Origin of the sequence: Microtetraspora malaysiensis, from assembly GCF_001528665.1 — a bacterium.
Taxonomy (GTDB): Bacteria; Actinomycetota; Actinomycetes; order Streptosporangiales; family Streptosporangiaceae; genus Microtetraspora_A; species Microtetraspora_A malaysiensis.
Genome location: NZ_BBYJ01000028.1, coordinates 88,656 through 113,612, shown reverse-complemented (window position 1 = coordinate 113,612; position 24,957 = coordinate 88,656). Strand labels below are relative to the sequence as shown.

The following is a 24,957-nucleotide window of genomic DNA, read 5'->3' as shown; positions in this document are numbered from 1 at the left end:
GCTTCCCGACCTGGGGCCCACATCGCCGCGCTCGCGATCCCGTGGGCCCCGGACGCATGGTCTGGGCCGGTCAGAACCCGCAGATCTCCGAGAGAGAGTCCGCGGCCTTGTTGTTCGGCGTCGGGGTGACCGGACGCGTGGGCCTGCTCGCCGTGACTCCGGCGGAGGGGGTGGCCGCGGCGCTCGCGGTCGGCGAGCCGGAGGCCGACGCGCCGCCGGTCCCGGTCCCGGTGCCGCTCGGGCTCGCGGTGACGCCCGCGGCCGCGGTGCGGCTGTCCGCCGTGGACTCGTGGAGTGCCTTCCGGGTGAGCAGGCGGATCTTGGCCCAGTCCGGGTTGCCGGTGTAGATGGTCGGCGGCACGAACTGAAGGCTGGTGATCTTGGCGTCCTTCACCTTCAACCCGACCGGGACCAGGTGCTCCAGGAGGTCGCGCGGGATGTCCGTACGGAACATGTGCCGGGCGGCCGCGGCGATCCTGTCGAAGTTGCGGAGTACGGTGGCCGGGCTGGCCTGCTGGGCGAGCGCGCCGATCACGCAACGCTGGCGCGCCATGCGGGAGAAGTCGTCGCTGTCCACCCGGGAACGGCCGTACCAGAGGACCTCTTCTCCGTTCAGCTTCCGGTTGCCGGCCTTGATGGTGCCGGCGGTGCCGAAGTGGCCGCCCCACTTGATGTCCTGCTCGACCCGGATGCGGAGCCCGCCGATGGCGTCGATCAGCCGGGCGAACCCGAACATGTCGACCATCGCGTAGTAGTCGATGTTCAGGCCGAGCGTGTAGCCGATCGCGTCCTTCAGTGCCTCGGGGCCCCGGTTCTTGCCGCCCATGAGCTGGGGGTTGTTGTCGGCGTAGTACCAGACGGCGTTCAGCAGGCCCTGGCCCTCGGCGTTGAACCCGTTGGGGAACTGCTTGTGCATCGGGCTGCTCGCCGGGAACCGCACGTACTGCAGGTTGCGCGGCAGGCTGAACAGGACGGTGTTGCCGGTGACGAGGTTGACGCTGGCCACCGTCATCGAGTCGGTGCGCACACCTTCGCGGTTGCCCGCGGCGTCCGCGCCGATGAGGAGGAAGTTCACCCTCTTGCGGCCGTTCCACGGGTCCTCGGCCCTGATGGGGGACGGGCTCGGGCCGCCCGGCTGGGGGACGAAGACGTCGTCGAGCAGGTCGCTTGTGGTCTTGATGTAGCTCGCGGTCAGTGCGAACGGGGACATCACCGAGACACACAGCACGCCGACGACGATGCCGGAGACGACCTGGCCCTTGCGGGGCAGGCGCTCCGGGCGGAGCGCCATGTACGACATCGCGATCAGCGCGAACCAGGCGAGGGCGCCCGCGCCCGCGCCGATCATGACGGTGGTGAGCGTGCTCTGCCGGGCCGCCGCGCCGAGGTTCTCCAGGAACTGCAGGCCGTAGATCACCGCCGCGATCAGCAGCGCGCCGAAGAGGGCCAAGACGATGAATCCGGTACGGCGTTTGCCCGCCCGCAGGTGGGCCGCTCCGGGGACGATCGCCGACAGCGCCGTCCAGCCGATGAGGGCCGCGGTCGTCACGGGCTTCCCGTATCGGGGACCCGGCCCCTTGGCCTGCCGCTCGCGCGGGTCTCCCTTCGGGCCGCCGGCCGCCCTCGGGGGCTCCTGGCCCTCGATCCGCGGTCCCTGGCCCCCGGTCTGGGGTCCCTGGCCTTCGATCCGCGGTCCCTGGCTGTCGTGCCGCTCCGCGCGGCCGTCCCGTTGCGGGGCCCGGCCGTCGCGCCCCGGGCCGCCGGAGCGCGGGGGTTCCCCGCCGCGTGGCGGGGGCGGCGTCTGCGGACCTCCGGCGGTACGGCGGGAAGACTCGCGCCCGGAGGCGTCCGGCCCCTGCTGTGGCGGTCGCGGCCCGCGCGCCGGGCTGTTCGGCCCACTGCCGCCGCCCGCCCGGTCGTGGCCCTGTCCCGGAGCGCGGTTCCCTCCTGAGCCCGCCGGGTTCCGCTCGGGCCCGTTCCCGTGGCCGGGATTCCCGGCTTCACGACGGGGAGTGCCGGAGGCGCGCTCGGGGGTGTCGCCACCCCGTTTGGCCTCTCGTGGCCCGTCCCCGGGCGGACGTCTCCGGGAACGCGGTTGCGACGGGTCCTCTGGACCGTCTCCGGCCTCGTCCATGGCGTCCCCACGGCGCATGGTGAACCGCTCCCGTCTCGTAGGCAAATGCCGGGTATCTGAAGTTGCAAGAATTGACGACGGATTCTAGCCCCATATCCCCACAAGGCTGACAGAAGCCAAATAAAGGACGATGAAGGCGCTGAGTGATGCATCGCGGAGTGCGGTGACCGCCGTGGTCGCGCGGCCGCGCGGCCGCGCGATCGCCCCTTCGTGCTCCCGGGAGACGGAACGGCGGACGCCCCCCGGTCACGGCCGCCGGCGGCTCAAGCGGCCCCCGGACGCGGCGAGGCGGGAAGGCGCCCGCCTCGCCGCGGCGCGGAGGCGTGATCTGTGTCAGGCGGGACTCAGGAGATCGAGGACGCGCCGACGACAAAGGTGTTGCATTGGAAGGCCTTCTGGCGCATGTATCCCTGCCGGAACCACGCGTAGTTGTGGGCGAGGTTGCCGTGGTCGCGCGGGTAGCCGGGCTGGTCGCCAAGGGTGCCCCAGACCGACATCAGTGAGTTGCGCTGGCTCGCGTCGATCGGATAGGTCGCCTGCACCGACCGCATGAACATGCCGGCGAAACACGTCGCCTGCAGCTCGTGCCGACGAGTCAGCGCCAACTGCGTGTTCTTGGAGGACGTGGCGTTGTAGAGCCGCCACTCGTCCTCCGAGATGCCGGTGATGGTTTGGATGTGGTGGCCGTACTCGTGGGCCATCAAGCTGGTGTAGTAGCCGTGCCAGCTCCCCATGGAGCCGTACCCCTTGACGGTCGCGGATGTCGAGACGTAGATCGTGTTGTTCTGCGGACAGTAGAACGCTTGCGAGCTCCCGATGGGTGGGTAGTCGCCGCACGCGCCGCGCCCCCTGCCCGCTGCGATCATGTAGTCCGGGGGGCTCCAGGTGATCCCCACGCGGGTCAGCATCGGCTTCCACGCCCGTTCCATGCACTGCCCGGTCCTCAGGATCAGCGCCTTGAACTGGGCGTGGTTGTAGATGTTGACGCTCCCCGCCGCGCACCTCGTCGCCGGCAGGGCTCCGGCGAGGTAGACGCTGTTGGCCTTCACGGTTCGGTTGACCGGCTTTGACGTCGGCTCTTGCGTCGGCTCTTGCGTCGGATGCGATGTCGGCTGCGATGTCGGCTGCGATGTCGGAGGCGACGTGGGTTCCGACGTCGGCTCGGATGTCGGCTCGGATGTCGGCTCGGATGTCGGCTCGGATGTCGGCTTGTCGTACGGCGGAGGGGAGAAGGTGTACGAGGGCAGTGCGACCGGGGTGTAGCCGCTCCGCGAGCCCTTGAGCAACGCGGCGCCCACGACGAGCACGACGAGGGCGAGCGCCATCACGCCCAGCAGTCCGCCGACGATCGCGCCCGCGCTCGACTTCTTCTTCGGCTGCCAGGCGGGCGGCGTGTAGCGGGGCGGGCCGTACGGCCCGGCCGGCCGCGGGGGACCGGGCGGGTACGGAGGGCTCGGAGGCTGCGGCTGGGGTGACCAGCCTGTCGGTCCCGGGCCGTACCCCGGTCCGGGCGAGGGCTGCGGAGCCCCCGGCATCCCGTACGGCATCCCGTGCGGCATCGGTCCCGGCATCTGCGGGGGCATCCCGCCCGGCCCGACCGGTGGCGCCCCGTGCGGAGGTCCCTGCGGCGGCATTCCGGTCGGACCGTACGGCGGGCCCTGCGGCGGTGCGGGCGGTGGGTACGGGGCCCCATGAGCGCCCGCCGGAGCGGCCTGCGGCGGTGGTGGCGGGTAGGGCGGCCCCTGTGCCCCGGGAGGTGGCGGGGGGAATCCCGGGGCCGGTCCCGGGTACGGATTCCCGCCCTGCGACGGCGGTGGAGGGTACTGCGTCGCCAAGTTTTGCCCCCTTGCTCCGAAATATCGGGCAAAACCATACTCATTTCACATGCGTAACGGATGTCGCAGTAAGTGGGAGCGGAGGGTAATCAGCCGAGGTGATCTCTGCGGTGTTCCGGAATAGCCGGGCCTATCTGCCCCAGCTTTTCTCGCAACCCGCACTGTCCCGCGCGATCCGGGATCTGGAACGCGAGCTGGGCCTGACCCTCTTCGCACGTTCGGGGCGCCGGGGCGGACGCCGTACGTCGTGAAGACGTGGTCGAACTCCCTGCGCCGGGGGCTTCCCGGGGTGGGCAGCAGCGGCACGGGCTCGGGGAGGCCGCGCCGGTCGCGGTCGAGTCCGATGACAGGGCCGGCTGGCTGGGTGTGGTGAAGGACGCGGGCGCGTATCTGCTCTGGCAGCCCCGGATGCGGCGAGGCGGGAAGGCGCCGCCTCGCCGCGCGCGGAGGCGTGGTCTGTTCGGCGGGACTCAGGAGACCGAGGACGCGCCGACGGCCCAGGTGTTGCACTGGTAGGCCTTCTGGCGCATGTATCCCTGCCGGAACCATCCGTAGTTGTTGGCGGTGCTGCCGTGGTCGCGCGGGTAGCCGGGCTGGTCGCCCAGGTAGCCGTAGGCCGACAGCAGCGAGCTGCGCTGGCTCGCGTTGATCGGATAGGTCGTCTGCACCGACCGCATGAACATGCCGCCGAAGCATGTCGCCTGCAACTCGTGCCGACGAGTCAGCGCCAGCTGCGTGCTCTTGGACGACGTGGCCTCGTAGCGCTGCCACCACTCATCCGAGATGCCGGAGATGTTCTGGATGTGGTGGCCGTACTCGTGGGCCATCATGCTGATGATGTAGCCGTGCCAGTTCCCGAACGAGCCGTACTCTTTCACCAATGCGGACGTCGAGGCGTAGATCGTGCTGTTGCGCGGGCAGTAATACGGCACGTTGCTCCCGGGGGACGGGTAGTCGCCGCACGCGCCGCGCCCCTTACCCGGCGCGATCATGTAGCCGGGGGCCCGCCAGGTGATCCCCACGCGAGCCAGCGTCGGATTCCACGCCCTTCCCATGCACTGCCCGGTCCTCAGGATCAGCGCCTTGAACTGGGCGTGGTTGTAGATGTTGGCGCTCCCCGCCGGGCACCTCGTCGTCGGCAGGGCTCCGGCGAGGTAGACGCTGTTGGCCTTCAGGCTCCGGTTGACCGGGCGCGACGTCGGCTCCCGCGTCGGCTGGGAGGTCGGCTGGGACGTCGGCTGGGAGGTCGGAAGCGATGTGGGCGGGGACGTGGGCTCCGATGTCGGCTGGGACGTCGGCTCGTCGTACGGTGCGGGGGAGTAGGTGCTCGTGGGCAGCGCGACCGAGGTCGGCGGGTCGTCCCTCCCCGAGCCCTTGAGCAACGCGGCGCCCACGACGAGCACGACGAGGGCGAGCGCCATCACGCCCAGCAGTCCGCCGACGATCGCGCCCGCGCTCGACTTCTTCTTCGGCTGCCAGGCGGGCGGCGTGTAGCGGGGCGGGCCGTACGGCCCGGCCGGCCGCGGGGGACCGGGCGGGTACGGAGGGCTCGGAGGCTGCGGCTGGGGTGACCAGCCTGTCGGTCCCGGGCCGTACCCCGGTCCGGGCGAGGGCTGCGGAGCCCCCGGCATCCCGTACGGCATCCCGTGCGGCATCGGTCCCGGCATCTGCGGGGGCATCCCGCCCGGCCCGACCGGTGGCGCCCCGTGCGGAGGTCCCGGAGGCGCTCCCTGCGGCGCGGCGTACGGGCCACCGGGAGGCATCCCGTACGGCGTCCCGCCGGGCACTCCGGGGGGCGCTCCCTGCGGCATCCCCTGCGGCGGCATTCCGGTCGGACCGTACGGCGGGCCCTGCGGCGGCGTGGGCGGCGGGTAGTGGGCGCCCTGCGCGCCCGCCGGAGCGGCCTGCGGCGGTGGTGGCGGGTAGGGCGCTCCCTGTGCTCCGGGAGGTGGCGGGGGGAATCCCGGGGTGGGGTCCGGGTACGGATTCCCGTCCTGCGGCGGCGGTGGAGGATATTGCGTCGCCAAGTTTTGCCCCCTTGTCCTGAAATATCGGGCAAAACCTTACTCATTTCACATGTGTAACGGATGTCGCAGTAGGCGGGAGCGGAGGGTAATCAGCCGAGGTGATCTCTGCGATGTTCCGGAATAGCCGGGCCCATCTGCCTTAGCTTTTCTCGCATGAATCTGCAGCAGCTCCGTTATGTGGTCGCGACTGCGGAGCACCGCACCATGACCGAGGCGGCCCGGTCCCTTTACATCGCGCAACCCGCACTGTCCCGCGCGATCCGGGATCTGGAACGCGAGCTGGGCCTGACCCTCTTCGCGCGCTCGGGGCGCGGCGTCGTCGTGACGCAGCAGGGGCGGCGTGTGGTCAAGCTCGCCCGCGAGGCGCTCGACGCCGTCCGCGAGATCGAGACACTGGCGGCCGGCGAGCAGGCGCCCGGCGCGGAGTTGCGCATCGCGGCGACCCCCAGCCTCGAACCCGGGCTCGCCGGGCGGCTGCTCCCCGCCTACGCGGCGGAGCATCCCGGCATCCGCGTGCAGATCGTGCGCTGCGACGGGCGTGACAGCGTGGTCACCGCCGTGCGCGAGCAGCGCGCCGACCTCGGCCTGACCGACCTGCCCGTGCCGACCGACCTCGTCACCCATCCCGTCGAGCGGCAGGAGTTCGTGCTCATCTCGCCGCCCGGGGCAGGCCTCCCCGAGCCCGTGCCGCTCGCCAGGCTGAACGGCATGCGCCTGCTGCTGCCCACCCCGGGAAGCCCCCGGCGCAGGGAGTTCGACCACATCTTCACGACGTACGGCGTCCGCCCCGTTGTCGCGGTCGAGTCCGACGACAGGGCCGGCTGGCTGGGCGTGGTGAAGGACGCGGGCGCGCACCTGCTCTGGTACCGGGCGATGGCCGAGCAGGCCGCGCGGGCCGGCCTGGAGGTGCGCGCGCTGAGCCCGGCGCTCAAGAAGGTCATCGCGGTGGTGCACGCCCGGCGGCGGCTTCCGCCGATCGCACAGGATTTCGTCGCCATCGCGGAGGGCGGCTCCGCCGCGTAGCTCCGCCGCATCGCTTTGCCGCGTGGCTTTGGAGCGCTCCAAGAGCCACCGAGGTCCGCGGCGGCCCGGCGCCGCCCGCAGGGGACGACGGTTTTGATCGTCTCTTCAGCTCGCGGAGGTACGCTGACCGGGATGTCTACTCTGCGCCTTCGCGGCCGGGCCTTCGGCCCGGGTGACCACGCGATCATGGCGGTGGTCAACCGCACGCCCGACTCCTTCTTCGACAAGGGAGCGACCTTCGGGCTCGGCGCCGCGCTCGACGCGGTCGCGCGGGCGATCGACGGGGGAGCCGACATCGTCGACATCGGCGGCGTCAAGGCGGGGCCGGGGGACGAGGTCGATCCGGCGGAGGAGATCCGCCGGGTGGCCGACCTCGTCGCCGAGGTCCGGGCCCGCCACCCCGGCGTGATCATCAGCGTGGACACCTGGCGGTCCGAGGTCGGCGAGGTGGTCGCCCAGGCCGGAGCCGACCTGCTCAACGACACCTGGGGCGGCGTCGATCCCGCGCTCGCCGGGGTCGCCGCCCGGCACGGCATCGGCCTGGTCTGCGCGCACGCCGGCCGCGTCGAGCCGCGTACCCGCCCGCACCGCATCGCGTACGACGACGTGGTGGCCGACGTGATCGGCTACACGACGGCGCTCGCGGAGCGGGCGGTCGCGGCCGGTGTGCGGCCGGACGCGGTGCTGATCGACCCGGCGCACGACTTCGGCAAGAACACCTGGCACTCGCTGGAGGTCAGCCGCCGCCTCGACGAGATGGTGGCCACCGGCTGGCCGGTGCTGGTGGCCGTGTCCAACAAGGACTTCGTCGGCGAGACGCTCGGCGGCCTCCCGGTCGAGGAGCGCCACGCGGGCACCCTCGCCACCCTGGCCGTCTCCGCGCTCCAGGGGGCGCGGGTCTTCCGCGTCCACGACGCCGCCGCGGCCCGCGCCGCCCTGGACGTGGTCGAGCGCCTGAGCGGCTGATCCGGCGCCCCCCGCCGCCGGCCGTCAGGAGTACATCGCCGACAGGAACCTGACCAGCACCGCCTCCCGGGTCGCGGCGGGCAGCGCGTCGAGGACGGCGTTCACGACGGCCATCCCCTGCGAGCCGCCGCCGTCGAGCGCGATGCCGACCGAGGCGGCGAGCTCGGTGAAGGTGGCGTCGTCGAGCGCCTCCAGGTCCACCGAGGCGATGAGCTCCGGCAGGCCGTCCGGCACCGCGGCCGGCCCGGCCAGGCGGGCGGCCTCCGCCGACTCCGCGATCACCTTGAGCATCTCCTCGACGCCGTGCAGGGTGACGCCGGTGACGGTGACGTGCAGGTTGGCCGGGATCCCGGCGTACGAGAGCTGCGGCTGGAGGAACCAGCCGCGCCCGCGCGCCTCGTCGGCGAGCACGAACATGTCGATCGCGCCACCGGGCGCGTCCGGGTCGGCCGCGATGGCGACGAGCGACGACTCGGGACGGCCGAGCACCCGCAGCCCCGGGATCGCCGACACGCCCTCGACCAGCCTGCGCGTCGCCTCCAGCGTCGTACGGCCCAGCTCCAGGTAGCCGTCGCGGCCGAGGGACTGGAGGGTGGCCCACGCCCCGCCGAGCGGGCCGGCCGAGCGCGAGCTCTGCACGGTGGCGTTGATGATCGTGTATCCGGGCCAGGCGGCGGACGCGAAGTAGGCGCGGCGGCGCAGCGCGGCGTCCGCGAAGAGGAGGACGGAGGCGCCCTTGGGCGCGTAGCCGAACTTGTGCAGGTCGCAGGAGATCGACGTGACGCCGGGCACGCGCAGATCGAACGGCGGGATCTCCGCGCCCGCCTCGCGCAGCCAGGGGAGCAGCCACCCGCCGACGCAGGCGTCCACGTGGCAGGGGACGCCCCGCGACGAGGCGAGCGCGGCGACCTCCGCCACGGGGTCGATCACGCCCTGCGGGTAGGACGGCGCGGAGACCACGACGAGGATCGTCCGGTCGCCGATCGCGGCCTCGACCGCGGGGACGGAGACGCGGAACGTCACCGGGTCCACCGGCACGGGCACGACCTCGACCCCGAGATAGTGGGCGGCCTTGTGGAACGCCGGATGCGCGGTCACCGGGAGCACGAGCTGCGGGGCCCGTTCAGCGCCTTCCCGGGCGCCTTCCCCGGCGTCGCCGGGTGCGCTGTTCCCGGCGGCCGTGCCTCCGGCGGCCGTGGTCGCGCGCCAGTGGTCGCGGGCCGCCTTCACCGCCAGCATGATCGACTCGGTGCCGCCGCTGGTGAAGATCCCCGGAGTGGTCGCGTCGCCGCCGAGCAGGTCCGCGACCGCGCCGACCACCTGCTTCTCCAGCGCCACCATGCTGGGGAACGCCGTCGGGTCGAGCATGTTGACCTCGAGCATCTCGGCGTAAGCCCGGTGGGCCGCGTCGTGGATCTCGGGACGGCCGGTGTCGTACACGTAGGCGGTCACCTTGCCGCCGCGGACGGGCAGGTCGCCGGCCTTCAGCTCGGCCAGCTCGGTGAGCAGCTCCTGGACCGGGCGGCCGTACTCGGGAAGCATCGGATCTCCTTGGGGGACGGAGGGACGGAGGGGGCTCCGATCGCTCCGATGCTAGAGAAGGTACGCGGCGGGCGGATCTTCGGGCAGGCGGCGCCGGCGTCAACCGGACGTTTAGGGGCTCGGCGAGGGGGAGGCGGGGGGCGTGGGGCTCGGCGAGGGCGAGGGCGAGGGAGAAGGGGAAGGGGAAGGGGAAGGGGAAGGGGAAGGGGTGAACCCTGTCGGGCTCGGCAGGGTGGAGGCGACGCCGGCCATCTGCACCGGGACGTTGCGCACCGTCACCTCTCCGGCCTGCTTGAACCGCATCTGCAGCGTGACGTACTGGCCCACGGTGAGCGGCCGCTCCAGGCCCTGCAGGGTGACCGTGTACGGGCCGGTGCCCACCCACACGAGCGCGAGCGGCGGCACGCGGACCTCGGACTGCGACATCGAGACCGACCTGGCCACACCCTCGGCGCGCACCTGGACCAGGCTGTCCTCCGCGCTCCCGGCGTTGATCAGCGAGAAGTAGACGGGGGTGGAGGAGCCCGCGGCGGCGGCCGCGGTCGGCGCCGGGCCGACGATCGACACGTTCCTGATCTTGATCTGGCCGACCTGCGTGTTGGCGCCCTCGGTCGTCGGGTAGTACTCGGGCGGTGTCGCCTCGGTGCCGCACCCGGCGCCGGACAGGACCAGGACCGCCGCCGTCGCGGCCCACCGCAGCCGTCCCCGTACGTAGGCCATGAGCCACACCCCCAACACGATTTGTGATGACCTGGACACACAACGTATATGTCGTGCCGTGGCGGAACTCGCGCGGCCCCGCCGCTCAGGCGCAGCCTTTACCCGGCCACGGGCCCGGGGGCGACGCCTACCGGGACGTCTCGGGAGCCGCGAGGGGCAGCCGTACGACGGCGCGCAGGCCCGGGGCGGCGTCCTCCAGATGAACGGTGCCCCCGTGGGCGCGCACGGTGTCGCGGACGATCGCCAGGCCGAGCCCGGCGCCACCCTCGTCCCGGCTGCGCGCGCTGTCCAGTCGGGTGAACCGGTCGAAGACCCGTTCCCGGTCCTCCGCCGGGATCCCGGGGCCGTCGTCGGTCACGGTCAGGACCGCGACACCCGCTCCCGTGGCGCCCCCTCGCGCGACGCCGGCCGTGCCCCTGCCAGGAGCCGATCCGGAACCGGACCGGGGAGTTCCGGCGCCGGGCGGCTCCGCGCGCAGCGCGACGACCACCGTGGACGTGGCGTGCCGCACCGCGTTGGCGACCAGGTTCGTCAGCACCCGGCCGAGGTCGAGGGCGTCGCCGTCCACGGTGACGCCGGGGGCGATGTCGCCGGTGACGCCGTGCCGTTCGACCGCCCGCTCGACCAGCGCGGCGAGGTCGACCGGCTCCCGGCGGGCGGTGCGCCCCTCGTCGAGGCGGGCCAGCGCCAGCAGGTCCTCGGCCAGCCGGGACAGCCGCATCGTGTCCTCGAGCACGCCCTCGGCGGTCTCCCGCCAGTCCTGCCCCTCCGGGTGGCTGAGCGCGACCTCCAGTTGCAGCCGGATGCTGGCCAGCGGGCTGCGCAGCTCATGCGACGCGTCGGAGATGAGCGCGCGCTGCCGGGCGTCGGCCGCCTCCAGCCGGGCCAGCATGTCGTTCAGCGTCGTGGCGAGGGAATGCACCTCGTCCCGCGACTCGGGCACCGGCAGCCGCCTGGCCCGCGCCGTCCCGCTGATCTCGGCCGCGCCTCTGCGCAAAAGCGCGATCGGCCGCAGCGTCCTGCCGATGACCAGCCACGACGCCGCCGCGAGCAGGACCAGAAGCAGCGGTGTCCCGACGATCAGCACGTGACCGGTGGTCGTCAGGCTGCCCTGGACCTCCGTGAACGACCGCGCCGCGATGACGGTGCGCCCGGCGTCGGCGCTGAGCACCCGCGCCCGCAGCGGGCCGGGGATCCCGTACGGCCTGCCGTCCAGGAACACGGGACGGCCCGAGCGTACGGCGCGCTCCCGCCGATCCGCCCCGAGCAGCGGGACCAGGCGGTCGGTGCCCGGGGTCGCGTTGACGATCCGCCCGGAGGAGTCGAGCACCTGGACGATCGTGTTGTCCGTCGTGACGATCCGGTCGCCGAGCCGTCCGTCGTCGGCCAGCGCGACCACCTCGCGGGCGCGCTGGTACACCTCGTCGTCGATCGTGCCGGCCAGCGCTCTGCCGAGGACGCCGACGAACACGTACGCGGAGGCCGCCAGGGCGAGGGCCAGGACCGCCGAGGCGGTCGCGGTCAGCCGGAACCGCAGGCTCCTGCGCCGCCACCATCCGGCCGGGCCGCTTCCGGGCCTGCGACGGGGCGGCTCAGTTTCCATCGCCGACCAGCCGGTATCCGGCGCCGCGCACAGTCTGGAGCGTGCTCCGCCCGAACGGCGTGTCGATCTTGCGGCGGAGGTAGCCGACGTACACCTCGACAACGTTGGGGTCGGTGTCGTAGGTGTCCCACACGTGTTCGAGGATCTCGGACTTCGAGACCACCTCGTCGTGCCGTCGCATCAGGAACTCCAGCAGCGAGAACTCGCGGGGCGTCAGCTCGATGGGCGTCTCGCCGCGCGCGACCAGGCGGCGCGCGGGATCGAGGGACAGATCTGCGGCCCGCAGCACGGCGGGCCGCCGGGTGCCGCCGCGCCGCAGCAGCGCCCGCAGCCGGGCCACCAGCACGACGTACGAGAACGGCTTCGCGAGGTAGTCGTCGGCGCCGAGGTCGAGCCCGTCGGCCATGTCGTACTCGCCGTCCTTGGCCGACAGCATCAGGATCGGCACCCAGTTCTCCTCGGCGCGCAGCCGCTTGCACACGTTGTAGCCGGACAGCTTGGGCAGCATGATGTCGAGCACCACGACGTCGTACTCGCCCGTACGGGCGCAGTGCAGGCCGTCCTCGCCGTCGTGGGCGAGATCGACCGCGAACCCCTCCGCCTGCAGGCCCCGCTTCAGGGCCGCCGCCATCCTTCGTTCGTCTTCGACAACCAGCACCCGCATTGCCCCATCTTGGCGGGTTTCTCCTGAGATCCGGCTGAGAGCCCTCTCAGGTCGTCTCAGCGTCGGCTCAGGTTCGGGCGCGCAGGCTACGGAACGTCGGATCGACCGGATCCGATGACAGTTGTTCCGTTTCGCGCGGGAAACCGGGTGATTCAGCACAGTGGAGGCATGACATGCGTAGTGGAACACGCGCCGTGAGGTGGGGCGTGCCCGTCGCCGCCGTGGCGGTGGTCGCCGGCGTCGTGGCGGCCGGGCCGGTGATCGCGGCGGTCCAGGGGGAGCCGTCCCTTCCCCGTCGCACCGCCGCCGAGCTGCTCGCGGACGCCGCCGAGAAGTGGCAGTCGGGACGGCTGCCGCAGATGTCGGGCACCATCGTCGAGACCGCGTCCCTCGGACTGCCCGCGCTGCCGGCCGCCGGCGGTGCGACCTCGCCGCTGGGCCTGCTGTCCGGCTCCCACCAGGCCAAGGTCTGGTACGGCGGGCCCGACCGGCTCCGCCTGATGGTGCCCGATGAGATGAACGAGAGCGACCTCGTCGTGAACGGCGACCAGGTGTGGTGGTGGGACAGCGCCGCCAACACGGCCACCCGGGTCAAGGGCGCGCCGGACGGAGCCGGGCGGCCGGACGCCGTGCCGTACGCGAAGACGGTCACCCCGGCGCAGGCGGCCGAGGAGGCGCTGCGGGCGGCGGGCACGGACACCGAGATCGCCATCAGCGAGGACGCGACCGTCGCCGGCCGCGCCGCGTACCAGGTGGTGCTCACGCCCAAGGAAGCCGGATCGCTGGTCAAGGAGGTGCGGCTGGCGATCGACGGCGAGACCCTCGTCCCGCTGCGCGTCCAGCTCTACGCGAAGGGGACGGCGGAGCCGGCGTTCGAGGTCGGCTTCGACTCGGTGACGTTCACCCCGCCCGCGGCGGAGAACTTCGCCTTCACACCCCCGCCCGGGGCGAAGGTCGAGGAGACGACAGCGCCGTCGATCGCGCGCGGACCGCACGGCAAGGACGGCAAGGACGGCATGGACGGCGTGGACGGGCATGACGGCGCCGCGCCGCGCGTCGTCGGGGACGGCTGGGACCGGGTGGTCGTCGTGTCCCTTCCGAAGGGCTTCGAGGGTGACCTGGCCGGGGCGGCGGACCGGGCGAAGGGCGCGCGGGACGGGGACGGCGTCGCCTCCCTCGCGAACGGCATGGTGAAGGTGGCCACCCCGGTCAGCGGGGAGTGGGGGAGCGGGCGACTGATCCGGACGAAGCTCGTCACGGCGCTGCTCACCGACGACGGCCGGATGTTCGCGGGCGCCGTCACCCCCGAGGTCCTGTACGCCGCGGCGGCGGCGAAGTGAGCGGGGCACGGCGGGCGGCCCCGTGAACAGGGCGACGAAGGCGGGGCCGTCCGGCGAGGCGGCCCCGCCCCACCCCGACGACCACGGGACCGTGTACGGGCCCGGCGCCCGGGCGGAGCGGGCCGCCGCGGGCGACACCGGGCACGCGATCGCCACGGCCGGGCTGACCAAGCGGTTCCGCGGCGGCCACGTGGCCGTGGACGACCTGCACCTGGCCGTGCCGCGCGGATCGGTCTTCGGCTTCCTCGGGCCGAACGGTTCGGGGAAGACGACCACCATCCGAATGCTGCTCGGACTGGTCACGCCGACGTCCGGCCGCTGTTCCGTGCTCGGCGAGCCCATGCCGGACGGCGTCTCCAGGGCGCTGCCGAGGGTCGGCGCCCTCGTCGAGGGCCCGGCCTTCTACCCGTACCTGTCGGGCGAGGCCAACCTGCGCCGCCTCGACGCGGCCGACCCCCGCTCCGACCCGCGGACGGCGGCCCGCCGCATCGGCGAGGCGCTCGACCGGGTGGGGCTCGGGAACGCGGCGGGCAAGCGCTACCGGGCCTACTCCCTGGGGATGCGCCACCGGCTGGCGATCGCGGCCACCCTGCTCGGCCCCAGGGAGCTGCTCGTCCTCGACGAGCCGACCAACGGCCTGGACCCCCAGGGCACGAGGGAGGTACGCGCACTGATCAAGGAGGTGGCCGCGGACGGCACGACGGTGTTCGTCTCCTCTCACCTGCTGTCGGAGGTGGAGCAGATGTGCACCCACGTCGGGGTCATGCGCACCGGGCGGCTGGTCGCCCAGGGGCCGATCGCCGAGCTGCACGCGGGCGTGGCCGTCTCGGTCCGGGTGGAGACGCCGGAGGCGGGCGCGGCGGCGGCCGTGCTCGCCGGGTTCGGCCTGACGGCCGTGAGCCACGCGGGCGGTATGGCCACCGCCGAGCTGGGCGACACGCCGCCCGAGCGGATCTGCGCCGCGCTCGTCGAGGACGGCGTCGCCGTCCGCGGCTTCGCCGTGGTGCGGCCCAGTTTGGAAGACGTCTACGTCCGCCTCACGGGGGAGGGTTTCGATGTCGAGTCATGAGACGCTCGCCCACGCCGCGCCGCTCCGGGCGGCCGGGCCGGCACGCGCGGCGGCGCGGCTGCTCGCGTCCGAGACGGCGCTGACCTTCCGCAGGCCGCGGCACCTGGCCCTGCTCGCGGTGCTCGCCGTCGTGCCGGTGCTGATCGGGGTGGCGGTGCGGATCGCGAGCACGGACGGCGACGCCGGACCGATCATCGCGCGGGTCGCGGGCAACGGGCTCGTCCTCGCCTTCACCTCGTTGTCCGCCATGCTGCCGCTGATCCTGCCGCTGGCCGTCTCGGTGGTGGCGGGGGACGCGGTGGCGGGCGAGGCGAGCCAGGGCACGCTCAGGTACCTGCTCACCGCCCCGGCGGGCCGCGGCCGGCTGCTCGCGCTCAAGTACGCGAACGTCCTGGTCTTCTGCCTGGCCGCGTGCGCGCTGGTCGTGGTGTCCGCGCTGGTCGCCGGGCTGGCGCTGTTCCCGACCGGCCCGGTCACGCTGCTGTCGGGCACGACCGTGCCGTTCGCCGAGGGCCTGCTGCGCGTGGGGCTGGCGGTGCTGTACGCGGCGGCGGGGATGGCGGCGCTCGGCGCGCTGGCGCTGATGTTCTCGACGCTGACCGAGAACCCGATCGGCGCGATCGCCGCGAGCGTGGTGCTGGTGGTCGTCTCGCAGGTGCTCGCGGTGTTCCCGCAGTTGTCGGCGCTCCGGCCGTTCCTGCTGACCTCGTGGTGGAGCGCGTTCGACGGCGTGCTGCGGGCGCCGATGGACACCGGGCGCATGGGTACGGGCCTGCTGGTCTTCGCGGGATACGCCGCGGTGTCCGGCGCGTTCGCCTGGGCCCGCTTCACCTCCCGCGATGTCACGTCCTGATGGCTCTCGTCGAGAAGTGTGCCTTTAGATCGGATTTGTCGCTAATGTGTACGCCCAATCGCGGGGCGCCCGCACCCCCCTCACAGGGCGCTCCCAGACGAGGTGGTTGTTATGCGACATTTCTTCGGGTTGCTCATCGGTGCGCTTCTCACGGCCGCCCTCCTCTTCGGCGCCGGTTGGGCCGCGCCGGAACTGGTCCGCGGCGCGCAGATTCTCAAGGTGAGCCCCTCGGGGGACGGCCGGATGCTGATCGCTCTGGGCGTGGTCGCCGCCGTGGGCCTGCTGCTCGGGCTGGTGCTCGTGTGCCGGACCTCGCCGCTCGCCGCCTTCGTCCCGTCGATCGTGCTGCTCGCCTGGACGGTCGTCTACGCCCTGGACGTCCCGCGGGCGCTCGACCTGGCCCCGACCGCGACCTCCCTCCAGGCGGAGGTCGCCCAGGCGGGCCAGGGCATGGTCGCCCTCCTCTCCACCGGCGTGTACGGCGCGCTGGGCGTCGCCCTGTTCCTGCCGGTGCTCATGCCGTCGCGGTGGGCGAGTCCTCTCCGGGACGAGGAGGACGAGTTCGCAGAGCAGAGCTATTGAGGTAGAGGTGGGCGACGACGTCCTCGATCGACGTCTCGCCCGGCACCGTGGCGCGCAGCTCGTCCACCGTGCCGTCGAAGGCCAGCCGCCCGTGGTCGATCAGGATCACCCTGCGGCACAGCCGTTCGACGTCGCCGACGTCGTGGGTGGTCAGCAGGACGGTGGTCCCGCGCTCGGTGTTCAGGTCGCGCAGGAACGCGCGAACCTCGGCCTTGCTGACGACGTCGAGCCCGATCGTGGGCTCGTCGAGCACCAGCAGTGACGGGTCGTGCAGCAGCGCGGCGGCGATGTCGCCGCGCATGCGCTGCCCGAGGCTGAGCTGGCGGACCGGGGTCGCGAGGAACTCTCCCAGCCGGAGCCGCTCGGTCAGCTCGCCGAGCCGCTCCCGGAACCGTGCGCGATCTACTTTGTAAAGGAGCCGGACCAGTTCGAAGCTGTCCCGCAGCGGGAGGTCCCACCACAGGGTGGTCCGCTGTCCGAACACCACACCGATCTCGCGCGCGACCGCCGTTCGGCGCCGGGTCGGGTCCAGGCCGGCCACGGCGACCCGGCCGGAGGTGGGCGCGAGGATGCCGGTGAGCATCTTGATGGTGGTGGACTTGCCCGCGCCGTTCGGGCCGAGGCAGCCGACGAACTCGCCGGCCGCCACGTGGAAGGACAGGTCGCGCACGGCGTGCACGGTGGCGCCCCGGATCCGGAACGACCGGCCGATGCGGTCTGCGTCGATCATGTGGTCTAGCTCCCTGTCGATCGGTAGCGGCGGACTCCGGCACGCCAGGCGAACGCGGCGACGACCGCCAGCGCCGCCGCCGCGGCCGGAGAGAGGAAACGCAGCGCGTACGGCAGGCCCATGGGGTCCGCGCGGCCCAGGACGTACAGGCCCGGCTGCCAGTTGACGAACGCCAGTGGCAGGACGTAGGTGACGCCCCGCACCAGGTCGGCGCCGTAGACGGTGAGCGGGTACTGGGTGAGCGTGCCCCCGCCGTACGTGAAGGCGTTGGTGACCTCGGGCGCGTCGGTGAGCAGGAACTGGAGCGCGCCGCCGAGGGCCCAGATCGAGGTGAAGATCACGATGCCGCAGGCGACCATGACGGGGATCATCCAGGCCCGCGACGCGGGCACGTCCAGCCGGGCGAGGGCGACTCCGAGGACGATCGCGGCCTGGAGCACGCGTCCGGCGCGGTGCGGCGTGAACCGGTCGGCGGCGATCTGGACGAACGTGCCGACAGGCCGGACCAGCATGGCGTCGAACGTGCCGGCCTTGATGTGCTGGCTGATCCGGTCGGTGTTGCTGAAGAGGAGGTCGGCGACGGAGAACGGCAGGCCCGCCGTGCCGTACAGGAACATGACCTCGGAGACGTCGAAGCCGCCGAGCGTCGTCGTGTTGCTGAACACGATCCAGATGGCGGCGACCTCCAGCCCGGCGGTGACCGTCCCGGCGACGGTCATCAGCGCGAACGAGGTGGGGTAGCGCGCCGCGGCCCTGGTCCACGTCCAGATGAGCAGGAGATAGACGCGCATCAGCACTCACCCGCCATCGATGACCACCTTCCGCCGGGCCGCCCGGGTGAGGAGGGCGCCCAGGGACAGCAGGACGGCGGCCCACATCGCCTGGAACGCGAGCGCGCCGGGGACGTCGGCCTTGCCGAGGTAGACGTCGGCGGGCACCTGGACCATCGCGGCCCAGGGGAGGGCGCCGGCGATGGTCCCGAGCGGCTCGGGGAAGATCACCAGCGGCAGCGTCAGGCCGCTGAAGAAGGTGGTCAGGACCAGGGACACGACCGTGAGGCCCCGGTCGTCGCGGAGCCAGCAGGTCGCCATCGCGACGATGTAGCGCCAGCCGAAGCTGATCACGATGCCCAGTGCGAAGCTCGCGGCGAACGCCGCCCACACCGCGGCGTCTCCGGGGAGGACGATCCCGAGCAGCAGCGCCCCGGCGACGGTCGGCGGGAGGCTGCGCGCGAGGAAGAGATAGCCGGCCCGGCCGAGGTCCTGCGCCAGACTCCAGAGGAGGAGCGGGGCCGGGCGCACCAGGTCGAGGGCGATGTCGCCGGTCCGGATGCGCTGGGCGACCTCCAGCCCGCCGCCGAAGACCTGCATCGGCCCGATGTACGCCTGGGTCAGGAAGCAGAAGGTCACCGCGTCGGTGATGTCGTACCCGCCGAGGCCGGGGCGGGCCCGCCACAGGGCGATCAGCACGTACGCCCGCAGGACGCCGAAGACGGTGTTGGTGAACGCGCCCGCCGCGGCCGCTCCCCAATATGTTGCGTGCTTGCGGAAGCCATACCGGACAAGTTGGGCATAAAGGGATAAGAGGGGTGGTTGAGTGAGGAACCTCCGATGAAATGGCGGCACGAACGACGGAACCTAGCCGCCCGAGCCGGACGGACGCAATGGATTTATGGGCGGCCTGAACCGGCGGTCGTCCCGCGCGCCTCGGCCGCCCCGAAAGCCTCTCCTGCCCCATCCGATCGGACGCCGATCGGGAATGGACGCGCAGGTCTGACCGGGGATTTTCTGGGCAGAGGGGTTTCCGCATATAGCGACATATAGTGAAGTGTTTCCGGCCTATCCGGTATCCAGCGGCAAGAGCGGCGGTCCACGGCGATGCTCTGAGGAGAGAGGCTTTCAGGAGACGGCGCTCTCACGAGGCGGGAGTGGAGGTCAGCGTGAAGTCGGAGATCGATGTCGACATCCATCCCGGTTATCCCGTGAGCTGGCAGGCCGCCGCCTTCAACGGCATCCTCCGCGGCACCGCGCGCCCGCTCTCCGCCGTCCTCCTGCGGCACACGGCCGGAATGGCCCTGGCCAGCAGACTGATCGGCCTCGGACAGTGGGTGCCGGGACGGCTGCCGCCGGAGGCGTCCACCGTCCGCGCCCGCTTCAACGGCTGCTCGGGCGAGTGGGTGCGGGGCGGCGCCGGGCTGGACGAGAGCAAAGTGGTGCTCTACTTCCATGGCGGCGCATATTTCATATGCTCCCCGGCCACCCACCGGCCGATCACCTGGCGACTGTCGGCCGCCGCGCGGCGGCCGGTGATCGCGCTGGACTACCGGCAGGGGCCGGTCCATTCCCTCTCCGAGTCCCTCGGCGACGCCCTGAGCGCGTACGAGTGCCTGCTCGACCGGGGGTTCGGGGCCAAGGACGTGCTGCTGGCCGGTGACTCGGCCGGCGGGCACCTCACCCTGGCCACACTGCTGGCGCTGCGGGACCGCGGGCTGCCGCTGCCCGCCGCCGCGATCTGCCTGTCCCCGTGGACCGACCTGAGCGACGGCTGCCGCAGGGACAACCGGTGGCTGGACCCGATGCTCCCGGCGGGCCGGGTGGACTGGCTCGCCCGCCAGTGGACGGCCGGCCTCGACTGCCGCGACCCGCTGGTCTCCCCGGTGTTCGGCGACTACACGGGCATCCCGCCGCTCATGATCGTGACCGGCTCGACCGAGATCCTGCGCAACGAGGCCCGGAGGGTCACGCTGAGCGCCCGGGAGAACGGCGTTCCGGTGACGTACGAGGAGTGGCGCCGGATGCCGCACGTGTTCCCGATCCTGGCCGACGTGGTGCCCGAAGCACGGATCTTCTTCCGCCACGTGGCCCGTTTCCTGCGCGCGGTCGAGGAGCGGGCCGGCGGCTCCGACACCGCCGCCGCCTGAGTCCATCCCTCGGACGATCGCCGCGAGCGCGGCGGCCGCTGTTGCATCCTTGACCCCATGAGTACCGATGGAGCAGCCCTCGAACTGAACGGCATCACCGTCCGCGCGGCCGGCCGCACCCTCGTGGCCGACATCGACTGGCGTGTGGAGTACGGCCAGCACTGGGTCGTGCTCGGCCCCAACGGCGCCGGGAAGACCACAATGCTCTCGGTCGCCGCGGCCGTACGGCACCCGACGTCGGGGACGGCCGAGGTGCTGGGCCGGCGGCTCGGCCGGGTGGACCTGCGGGAGCTGCGGCGGCACATCGGCCTGGTCGCGGCGAGCCAGCGGCTGGTCGACGAGGCGCTGCTGGAGGAGGAGGGCGCCACCGCCCTCACGGTGGTGCTCACCGGTCACACCGGCACGAGCGCTCCCCTCTGGGACAAGTACGGCGACGCCGAGCGGGAGCGGGCGCACCGCCTGCTGGCCGACCTCGGCTGCAAGGACCTGGGGGACCGGCCGTTCGGCGTCTGTTCCCAGGGCGAGAAGGCGCGGGTGCGGGTGGCCAGGGCGCTGATGGCCGACCCGGCGATCCTGCTGCTGGACGAGCCGTTCTCCGGGCTCGACCTGCCGGCCCGCGAGGATCTGATCGAGGCCCTGGAGAACCTGGCGGCGGCCCGCTCCGACCTGACCACCGTCCTGGTGACCCATCACCTGGAGGAGGTGCCGGCGAGCACCACGCACGCCCTGCTGATGCGCGACACCCGCGTCGTCGTCGGCGGTCCGGTCGGCGAGGTGCTGACCGGCGCGAACCTCTCGGACTGCTTCGGCCGGCGGCTGCTCATCCACCCGGTGGACGGACGCTGGTACGCCCGCGCCGTGCGGCTCTGATCCCGACCTCCCCGGGACGGCCGTCCCCGGGAGCGGGAAGGCCCCGCCGGCCGCCGTCAGGTCCCGGAGGGTGACCTGCGGCGTGCCGGCGGGGCCTTCGGCCTCGACCTGGCCGGGGCGCGTCCCGAAGGGGGAGAGGACGTCACCCGGTCCCGCCGGTCAGTGAGCCTGCGTGAACTGCTCCTCCTCGGTCGAGCCCTTCAGGGCCGTCGTCGAGGAGTCCGGCGCGATGGCCGTGCTGACCAGGTCGAAGTATCCGGTGCCGACCTCGCGCTGGTGGCGGGTGGCGGTGTAGCCGCGGGACTCGGCCGCGAACTCCCGCTCCTGCAGCTCGACGTAGGCCGGCATGCCCTCCTCGGCGTAGCCGCGGGCGAGGTCGAACATCGAGTAGTTGAGCGAGTGGAAGCCGGCCAGCGTGATGAACTGGAACTTGTACCCCATGTGCCCCAGCTCCCGCTGGAACTTGGCGATCGTGGAGTCGTCGAGGTGCTGCCTCCAGTTGAACGACGGCGAGCAGTTGTAGGCGAGCATCTGGTCGGGGTACCGCGCCTTGATCGCCTCCGCGAACGTGCGGGCCACGTCGAGGTCGGGCGTGGAGGTCTCCATCCACAGCAGGTCGGAGTGCGGCGCGTACGCCAGGCCGCGGGCGACGCAGGCGTCCACGCCGTTGCGCACCCGGTAGAAGCCCTCCGCGGTGCGGTCGCCGGTGCAGAACGCCTGGTCGCGGGGGTCGACGTCGCTGGTGAGCAGGGTCGCGGCCTGGGCGTCGGTCCGCGCGATGATCAGCGAGGGGACTCCGGCGACGTCGGCGGCGAGCCGGGCCGCGTTGAGGGTCTTGATGTGCTGGGCGGTCGGGATGAGCACCTTGCCGCCCAGGTGGCCGCACTTCTTCTCGGAGGCGAGCTGGTCCTCCCAGTGCACGCCCGCCGCGCCGGCCGCGATCATGCCCTTCATCAGCTCGAACGCGTTGAGCACGCCGCCGAAGCCGGCCTCGGCGTCGGCCACGATCGGCGCCAGCCAGTGGGGCGCGTTCTCGTCGCCCTCGGCCCAGGTGATCTGGTCGGCGCGCAGCAGCGCGTTGTTGATGCGCCGCACGACGGCGGGCACCGAGTTGGCGGGGTAGAGGCTTTGATCCGGGTAGGTCTGCCCGCCCAGGTTGGCGTCGGCGGCGACCTGCCAGCCGGACAGGTAGATGGCCTTCAGGCCGGCCTTGACCTGCTGAACCGCCTGGTTCCCGGTGAGCGCGCCCAGCGAGTTCACGTAGTCCTCGGTCCGCAGCAGATGCCACAGCCGCTCCGCGCCGAGCCGGGCCAGCGTGTGCTCCTCCTGGACGGAGCCGCGCAGCCGCACGACGTCTTCCGCGGTGTACGTGCGCTCGACGTCCTTCCAGCGGGGGTTGGTGTCCCAGTCGTCCTGGAGCCGCCGCGCGGCCTCCGTGAACCGGTCCGACATTGTCCGTCACTCCCTTGTTGCTGCCGCTCGCTACAGGGCATCTGCCCTGTTTGAGGCGCTTTGTCGTCACCTGGGTGCTTGGTTCGAGTTTCCGGCGCGATGGGGAGATCCAGCAACCCGAGATCGACATGAAAAGCGATGAAATTTCTAGATAAGTCAAGACTCGTGAGTATTTAGCAGAGAAGAAACGCGGACTTTTCTCTATGGACTAGACCAATGGCGGGCGCTCGCAACCGCCGCGGAGCCGTCGGCGCCGGGCCCGGAGGCCGCCGCAGGCAGGAGGCCATGCGGGGTGTCGCGGACGCCCCCAGCCACGCCCCCAACCTGGAAGAAACGGCGAAATTTCGCATATGATCCGGGTATGCCATCCATGCTCGGTGAAGAACCGCTGTCTTTGACACAGGAGCTCGATCTCCTGGCCTTCGGGCAGCGGCTCAGGCATCTGCGCAAGCAGCGCGGCCTCACCCTCTCGGAGCTGGGCGAACGCGTCAGCCGCGCCCCGAGCCAGCTCTCACTGCTGGAGAACGGCAAGCGGGAGCCGAAGCTGTCGCTGCTGAAGTCCCTGGCCGCCGCGCTGAGCGTCCCCGTGGAGGAGCTGCTGCGCCGCCAGGCCCCCAACCGCAGGGCGCAGCTCGAGATCGCGCTGGAGGAGGCCCAGCGGGACCCGCTGTACGCGAGCCTCGGGCTGAGCAGGCTGAAGGTCTCCGCCCGCGTCACCAACGACGTCCTGGAGCACATCCTCGGCCTGTACGAGGAACTCAAGGCCCGCCAGGCCAAGGGGACGGCGACGCCGGAGGAGGCGCGCGCGGCCAACGCCGAACTGCGCCGCAAGCAGCGCGAGCTGGGCAACTACTTCGAGGAGATCGAGAAGGCCGCGGCCGCGGCGCTGGCCGCCGTGGGCTACCGCGCCGGCGCGCTGTCGGAGAGCACCGTGCAGGCGCTCGTGTCGTACTTCGGGTTCACCGTGCACACCGCGCAGGACCTCCCGCGCTCGGCCCGGTCCGTGACCGACCTGCGCAACCGGCGCATCTACCTCAAGCGCGAGCAGCTCGGCATGCACACCCCGCGCACCGTGCTCCTGCAGACCCTCGGCCACTTCGCGCTCCAGCACCACAAGCCGCGCGACTTCGCCGACTTCCTCCGCCTGCGGGTGGAGGCCAACTACTTCGCCGCCGCCGTGCTCGTGCCCGAGGCGGCGGCCGCGCCGTACCTGCGGGAGGCCAAGCAGGACCGGGCGCTGTCGGTGGAGGACCTGCGCGACGTCTTCGCCGTGTCGTACGAGATGGCGGCGCACCGGTTCACCAACCTCGCCACCCGCCACCTCGACCTGGTCTGCCACTTCGTCCGCAACGACGCCGGCGGGACCATCTACAAGGCGTACGAGAACGACGGCATCGTCTTCCCCGCGGACGAGCAGGGCGCGATCGAGGGCCAGCGGATGTGCGTGCAGTGGTCGGGCCGCCAGGTGTTCCTGTCGCCGGACCGGTTCTCGGTGTACTACCAGTACTCCGACTCGCCGACCGGGACGTACTTCTGCGTCGCCCACGTGGACCCGTCCCAGGGCAAGGACTACGCGATCACGCTCGGCGTGCCGTTCCGCGAGTCGCGCTGGTTCCGGGGCCGGGAGACCACGAACCGGACCAGATCCAACTGCCCGAACGGCGAGTGCTGCCGCCGCCCGCCCGCCGAGCTGGCCCAGCGCTGGGAGGGCTACGCGTGGCCCTCGGCGCGGGCGAACTCACACGTGCTCGCCGCGCTGCCTCCGGGGTCGTTCCCCGGCGTGGACGAGGCCGACGTGTACGCGTTCCTGGAGCGGCACGCCGCCTCCTGACCGCTGGAGCCCGCCGCTCGTAGGCCGCCCGGCCGGGGCCGCCGCGCCGATCCGGTGCCCCGGCCGGGTCCGCCGGCTCAGGGGCCGGGAAGCCCGGGGTGGGTCCGCCGGCTCAGGGGCCGGGAAGCCCGGGGTGGGTCCGCCGGCCCCGGCGCGGTCCCTCAGTCCGGTGCGGCCCTCAGTCCAGGGCGGCCCGGACGAACTCAAGGACGCTGTCGCGCATCGCGTCGTGGTCGGCGGCTCCGTCCGCACCGAGGAAGATCCGGTTCAACTGGGGCATCGCCGTGGGCCACATGGCCATGCCGATGAGCATGAGCATGGTGCGCGCGACCTGCGGCGACGGCTCGCGGCCCAGGCCCTCGGCCAGGGACACGGTCTTGCGGCCGCACTTGTCCACCCGCCGCTCCTGCCCGGGCAGGAGCTTCTCGCCTCCGTAGTGCAGCGCCTCCCACATCAGCAGCCGGACCAGGTCCGGATGCTCGCGGTAGTAGTCGTACAGCCGGCCCACGTAGTCGGCCGCGTCCTTCCCGGGCATCGACACGGCCTCGGTGACCTGGTCGAGCGCGGTGACGACGACGGCGTCGAACAGCTTCTCCTTGCTGCCGAAGTGCCCGTAGATGCGCTCCTTGTTCACCCCGGCGCGCTCGGCGATGGTGTCGACGCGCGCCCCGGCCACGCCCTTCGCGGCGAACTCGACGCGGGCCGCCTCGAGGAGGGCCGCCCTGGTCGCGGCGGTCGAATCCTTGGGTGACATCCGAGGGCCCCTTCCGATGGTGCTGACGTGCCGGGCTCCAGG

Annotated in this window: 22 protein-coding genes; 10 read left to right on the top strand and 12 right to left on the bottom strand. The window is 72.3% G+C overall.

Annotated elements, in window-relative coordinates; translation table 11 throughout:
* Window positions 1-70: 70 nt before the first annotated feature.
* Together AWQ71_RS32065 and AWQ71_RS32060 are read right to left on the bottom strand one after the other, a co-directional pair.
* Complete coding sequence (locus AWQ71_RS32065; protein WP_245658687.1) at window positions 71-1,549, bottom strand: LCP family protein; 1,479 nt, start codon at window positions 1,547-1,549, stop codon at window positions 71-73.
* A 929-nt stretch (window positions 1,550-2,478) separates the two neighbouring features.
* The gene (locus AWQ71_RS32060; RefSeq protein ID WP_245658685.1) at window positions 2,479-3,705 is read right to left on the bottom strand and encodes a neutral zinc metallopeptidase; all 1,227 of its coding nucleotides are present in this window, start codon (window positions 3,703-3,705) and stop codon (window positions 2,479-2,481) included.
* 362 nt (window positions 3,706-4,067) lie between these two features.
* On the opposite strand from AWQ71_RS32060, the gene AWQ71_RS44725 reads away from it, so the two are divergent.
* Window positions 4,068-4,220: a LysR family transcriptional regulator gene (locus AWQ71_RS44725; protein WP_084259517.1), complete on the top strand. Its 153-nt coding sequence runs from the start codon at window positions 4,068-4,070 to the stop codon at window positions 4,218-4,220.
* A 219-nt stretch (window positions 4,221-4,439) separates the two neighbouring features.
* Here the strand turns inward: AWQ71_RS44725 and AWQ71_RS32055 are convergent, their stop codons facing one another.
* Window positions 4,440-5,636: a neutral zinc metallopeptidase gene (locus AWQ71_RS32055; RefSeq protein ID WP_245658683.1), complete on the bottom strand. Its 1,197-nt coding sequence runs from the start codon at window positions 5,634-5,636 to the stop codon at window positions 4,440-4,442.
* 513 nt (window positions 5,637-6,149) lie between these two features.
* Between AWQ71_RS32055 and AWQ71_RS32050 the strand changes: the two genes are divergently transcribed.
* Both AWQ71_RS32050 and folP read left to right on the top strand, forming a co-directional pair.
* Window positions 6,150-7,019, top strand: coding sequence for a LysR family transcriptional regulator (locus AWQ71_RS32050; RefSeq protein WP_067140337.1), 870 nt, complete (start codon window positions 6,150-6,152; stop codon window positions 7,017-7,019).
* 132 nt (window positions 7,020-7,151) lie between these two features.
* Window positions 7,152-7,985, top strand: coding sequence for a dihydropteroate synthase (folP, locus tag AWQ71_RS32045; protein ID WP_067140334.1), 834 nt, complete (start codon window positions 7,152-7,154; stop codon window positions 7,983-7,985).
* A gap of 24 nt (window positions 7,986-8,009) precedes the next feature.
* On the opposite strand, the gene AWQ71_RS32040 is transcribed toward folP, so the two are convergent.
* The 4 genes from AWQ71_RS32040 to AWQ71_RS32025 form a co-directional block, all read right to left on the bottom strand.
* On the bottom strand, window positions 8,010-9,527 hold the full coding sequence (locus AWQ71_RS32040) for a pyridoxal phosphate-dependent decarboxylase family protein (RefSeq protein ID WP_067140331.1): 1,518 nt from the start codon (window positions 9,525-9,527) through the stop codon (window positions 8,010-8,012).
* A gap of 111 nt (window positions 9,528-9,638) precedes the next feature.
* Window positions 9,639-10,247 (bottom strand): copper chaperone PCu(A)C domain-containing protein, encoded by a 609-nt coding sequence (locus tag AWQ71_RS32035; protein ID WP_157570698.1) that lies wholly within the window; start codon window positions 10,245-10,247, stop codon window positions 9,639-9,641.
* 127 nt (window positions 10,248-10,374) lie between these two features.
* Entirely contained in the window at window positions 10,375-11,850 is a 1,476-nt protein-coding gene (locus AWQ71_RS32030) for a sensor histidine kinase (protein ID WP_084259516.1), read from the bottom strand.
* Complete coding sequence (locus tag AWQ71_RS32025; protein WP_067140327.1) at window positions 11,840-12,514, bottom strand: response regulator transcription factor; 675 nt, start codon at window positions 12,512-12,514, stop codon at window positions 11,840-11,842. Before AWQ71_RS32025 ends, AWQ71_RS32030 begins: the two co-directional genes overlap by 11 nt.
* Window positions 12,515-12,687: 173 nt before the next feature.
* Between AWQ71_RS32025 and AWQ71_RS32020 the strand changes: the two genes are divergently transcribed.
* The 4 genes from AWQ71_RS32020 (at window position 12,688) to AWQ71_RS32005 (ending at window position 16,358) form a co-directional block, all read left to right on the top strand.
* Complete coding sequence (locus AWQ71_RS32020) at window positions 12,688-13,854, top strand: LolA family protein (protein ID WP_067140324.1); 1,167 nt, start codon at window positions 12,688-12,690, stop codon at window positions 13,852-13,854.
* Window positions 13,855-13,876: 22 nt separating this feature from the next.
* Window positions 13,877-14,923, top strand: coding sequence for an ABC transporter ATP-binding protein (locus AWQ71_RS32015; RefSeq protein WP_245658681.1), 1,047 nt, complete (start codon window positions 13,877-13,879; stop codon window positions 14,921-14,923).
* Complete coding sequence (locus tag AWQ71_RS32010; protein ID WP_067140321.1) at window positions 14,910-15,776, top strand: ABC transporter permease; 867 nt, start codon at window positions 14,910-14,912, stop codon at window positions 15,774-15,776. The genes AWQ71_RS32015 and AWQ71_RS32010 overlap by 14 nt, the downstream gene beginning before the upstream one ends.
* Before the next feature lie 111 nt (window positions 15,777-15,887).
* Window positions 15,888-16,358 (top strand): hypothetical protein, encoded by a 471-nt coding sequence (locus AWQ71_RS32005; protein WP_067140318.1) that lies wholly within the window; start codon window positions 15,888-15,890, stop codon window positions 16,356-16,358.
* Here the strand turns inward: AWQ71_RS32005 and AWQ71_RS32000 are convergent.
* From AWQ71_RS32000 to AWQ71_RS31990, 3 genes are read right to left on the bottom strand one after another with little or no spacing between them, the layout of a single operon-like run.
* Entirely contained in the window at window positions 16,291-17,088 is a 798-nt protein-coding gene (locus AWQ71_RS32000; protein ID WP_067140313.1) for an ABC transporter ATP-binding protein, read from the bottom strand. The genes AWQ71_RS32005 and AWQ71_RS32000 overlap by 68 nt on opposite strands.
* Before the next feature lie 5 nt (window positions 17,089-17,093).
* Window positions 17,094-17,879, bottom strand: a complete 786-nt coding sequence (locus AWQ71_RS31995; protein ID WP_067140380.1) for an ABC transporter permease — start codon at window positions 17,877-17,879, stop codon at window positions 17,094-17,096.
* A 6-nt stretch (window positions 17,880-17,885) separates the two neighbouring features.
* On the bottom strand, window positions 17,886-18,713 hold the full coding sequence (locus AWQ71_RS31990) for an ABC transporter permease (RefSeq protein WP_067140310.1): 828 nt from the start codon (window positions 18,711-18,713) through the stop codon (window positions 17,886-17,888).
* Window positions 18,714-19,027: 314 nt separating this feature from the next.
* On the opposite strand from AWQ71_RS31990, the gene AWQ71_RS31985 reads away from it, so the two are divergent.
* Both AWQ71_RS31985 and AWQ71_RS31980 read left to right on the top strand, forming a co-directional pair.
* Window positions 19,028-20,008 (top strand): alpha/beta hydrolase, encoded by a 981-nt coding sequence (locus AWQ71_RS31985; protein WP_157570697.1) that lies wholly within the window; start codon window positions 19,028-19,030, stop codon window positions 20,006-20,008.
* Window positions 20,009-20,065: 57 nt separating this feature from the next.
* On the top strand, window positions 20,066-20,878 hold the full coding sequence (locus AWQ71_RS31980) for an ABC transporter ATP-binding protein (RefSeq protein WP_067140307.1): 813 nt from the start codon (window positions 20,066-20,068) through the stop codon (window positions 20,876-20,878).
* Between the two features lie 159 nt (window positions 20,879-21,037).
* Here AWQ71_RS31980 and aceA read toward each other — a convergent pair whose 3' ends face one another.
* Window positions 21,038-22,330 carry an isocitrate lyase gene (aceA, locus tag AWQ71_RS31975; protein WP_067140305.1) on the bottom strand — a complete coding sequence of 431 codons (1,293 nt, stop codon included), beginning with the start codon at window positions 22,328-22,330 and terminating at the stop codon, window positions 21,038-21,040.
* Window positions 22,331-22,691: 361 nt separating this feature from the next.
* Between aceA and AWQ71_RS31970 the strand changes: the two genes are divergently transcribed.
* Complete coding sequence (locus tag AWQ71_RS31970) at window positions 22,692-24,161, top strand: helix-turn-helix domain-containing protein (protein WP_067140302.1); 1,470 nt, start codon at window positions 22,692-22,694, stop codon at window positions 24,159-24,161.
* 178 nt (window positions 24,162-24,339) lie between these two features.
* Here the strand turns inward: AWQ71_RS31970 and AWQ71_RS31965 are convergent, their stop codons facing one another.
* Window positions 24,340-24,915, bottom strand: coding sequence for a TetR/AcrR family transcriptional regulator (locus AWQ71_RS31965; RefSeq protein WP_067140299.1), 576 nt, complete (start codon window positions 24,913-24,915; stop codon window positions 24,340-24,342).
* Window positions 24,916-24,957 lie beyond the last annotated feature (42 nt).

What these genes read in the sequence shown, in the direction of transcription:
- AWQ71_RS31970 (WP_067140302.1), top strand. Translation starts at nt 22,692, where the DNA reads ATGCCATCCATGCTCGGTGAAGAACCGCTGTCTTTGACACAGGAGCTC.
- AWQ71_RS32050 (WP_067140337.1), top strand. Translation starts at nt 6,150, where the DNA reads ATGAATCTGCAGCAGCTCCGTTATGTGGTCGCGACTGCGGAGCACCGC.
- AWQ71_RS31980 (WP_067140307.1), top strand. Translation starts at nt 20,066, where the DNA reads ATGAGTACCGATGGAGCAGCCCTCGAACTGAACGGCATCACCGTCCGC.
- AWQ71_RS31965 (WP_067140299.1), bottom strand. Translation starts at nt 24,915, where the DNA reads ATGTCACCCAAGGATTCGACCGCCGCGACCAGGGCGGCCCTCCTCGAG.
- AWQ71_RS32040 (WP_067140331.1), bottom strand. Translation starts at nt 9,527, where the DNA reads ATGCTTCCCGAGTACGGCCGCCCGGTCCAGGAGCTGCTCACCGAGCTG.
- AWQ71_RS32005 (WP_067140318.1), top strand. Translation starts at nt 15,888, where the DNA reads ATGCGACATTTCTTCGGGTTGCTCATCGGTGCGCTTCTCACGGCCGCC.
- AWQ71_RS32035 (WP_157570698.1), bottom strand. Translation starts at nt 10,247, where the DNA reads ATGGCCTACGTACGGGGACGGCTGCGGTGGGCCGCGACGGCGGCGGTC.
- AWQ71_RS32000 (WP_067140313.1), bottom strand. Translation starts at nt 17,088, where the DNA reads ATGATCGACGCAGACCGCATCGGCCGGTCGTTCCGGATCCGGGGCGCC.
- aceA (WP_067140305.1), bottom strand. Translation starts at nt 22,330, where the DNA reads ATGTCGGACCGGTTCACGGAGGCCGCGCGGCGGCTCCAGGACGACTGG.
- AWQ71_RS31995 (WP_067140380.1), bottom strand. Translation starts at nt 17,879, where the DNA reads ATGCGCGTCTATCTCCTGCTCATCTGGACGTGGACCAGGGCCGCGGCG.
- AWQ71_RS32030 (WP_084259516.1), bottom strand. Translation starts at nt 11,850, where the DNA reads ATGGAAACTGAGCCGCCCCGTCGCAGGCCCGGAAGCGGCCCGGCCGGA.
- AWQ71_RS32060 (WP_245658685.1), bottom strand. Translation starts at nt 3,705, where the DNA reads ATGCCGGGACCGATGCCGCACGGGATGCCGTACGGGATGCCGGGGGCT.
- AWQ71_RS32055 (WP_245658683.1), bottom strand. Translation starts at nt 5,636, where the DNA reads ATGCCGGGACCGATGCCGCACGGGATGCCGTACGGGATGCCGGGGGCT.
- AWQ71_RS32010 (WP_067140321.1), top strand. Translation starts at nt 14,910, where the DNA reads ATGTCGAGTCATGAGACGCTCGCCCACGCCGCGCCGCTCCGGGCGGCC.
- AWQ71_RS32020 (WP_067140324.1), top strand. Translation starts at nt 12,688, where the DNA reads ATGCGTAGTGGAACACGCGCCGTGAGGTGGGGCGTGCCCGTCGCCGCC.
- AWQ71_RS32025 (WP_067140327.1), bottom strand. Translation starts at nt 12,514, where the DNA reads ATGCGGGTGCTGGTTGTCGAAGACGAACGAAGGATGGCGGCGGCCCTG.
- folP (WP_067140334.1), top strand. Translation starts at nt 7,152, where the DNA reads ATGTCTACTCTGCGCCTTCGCGGCCGGGCCTTCGGCCCGGGTGACCAC.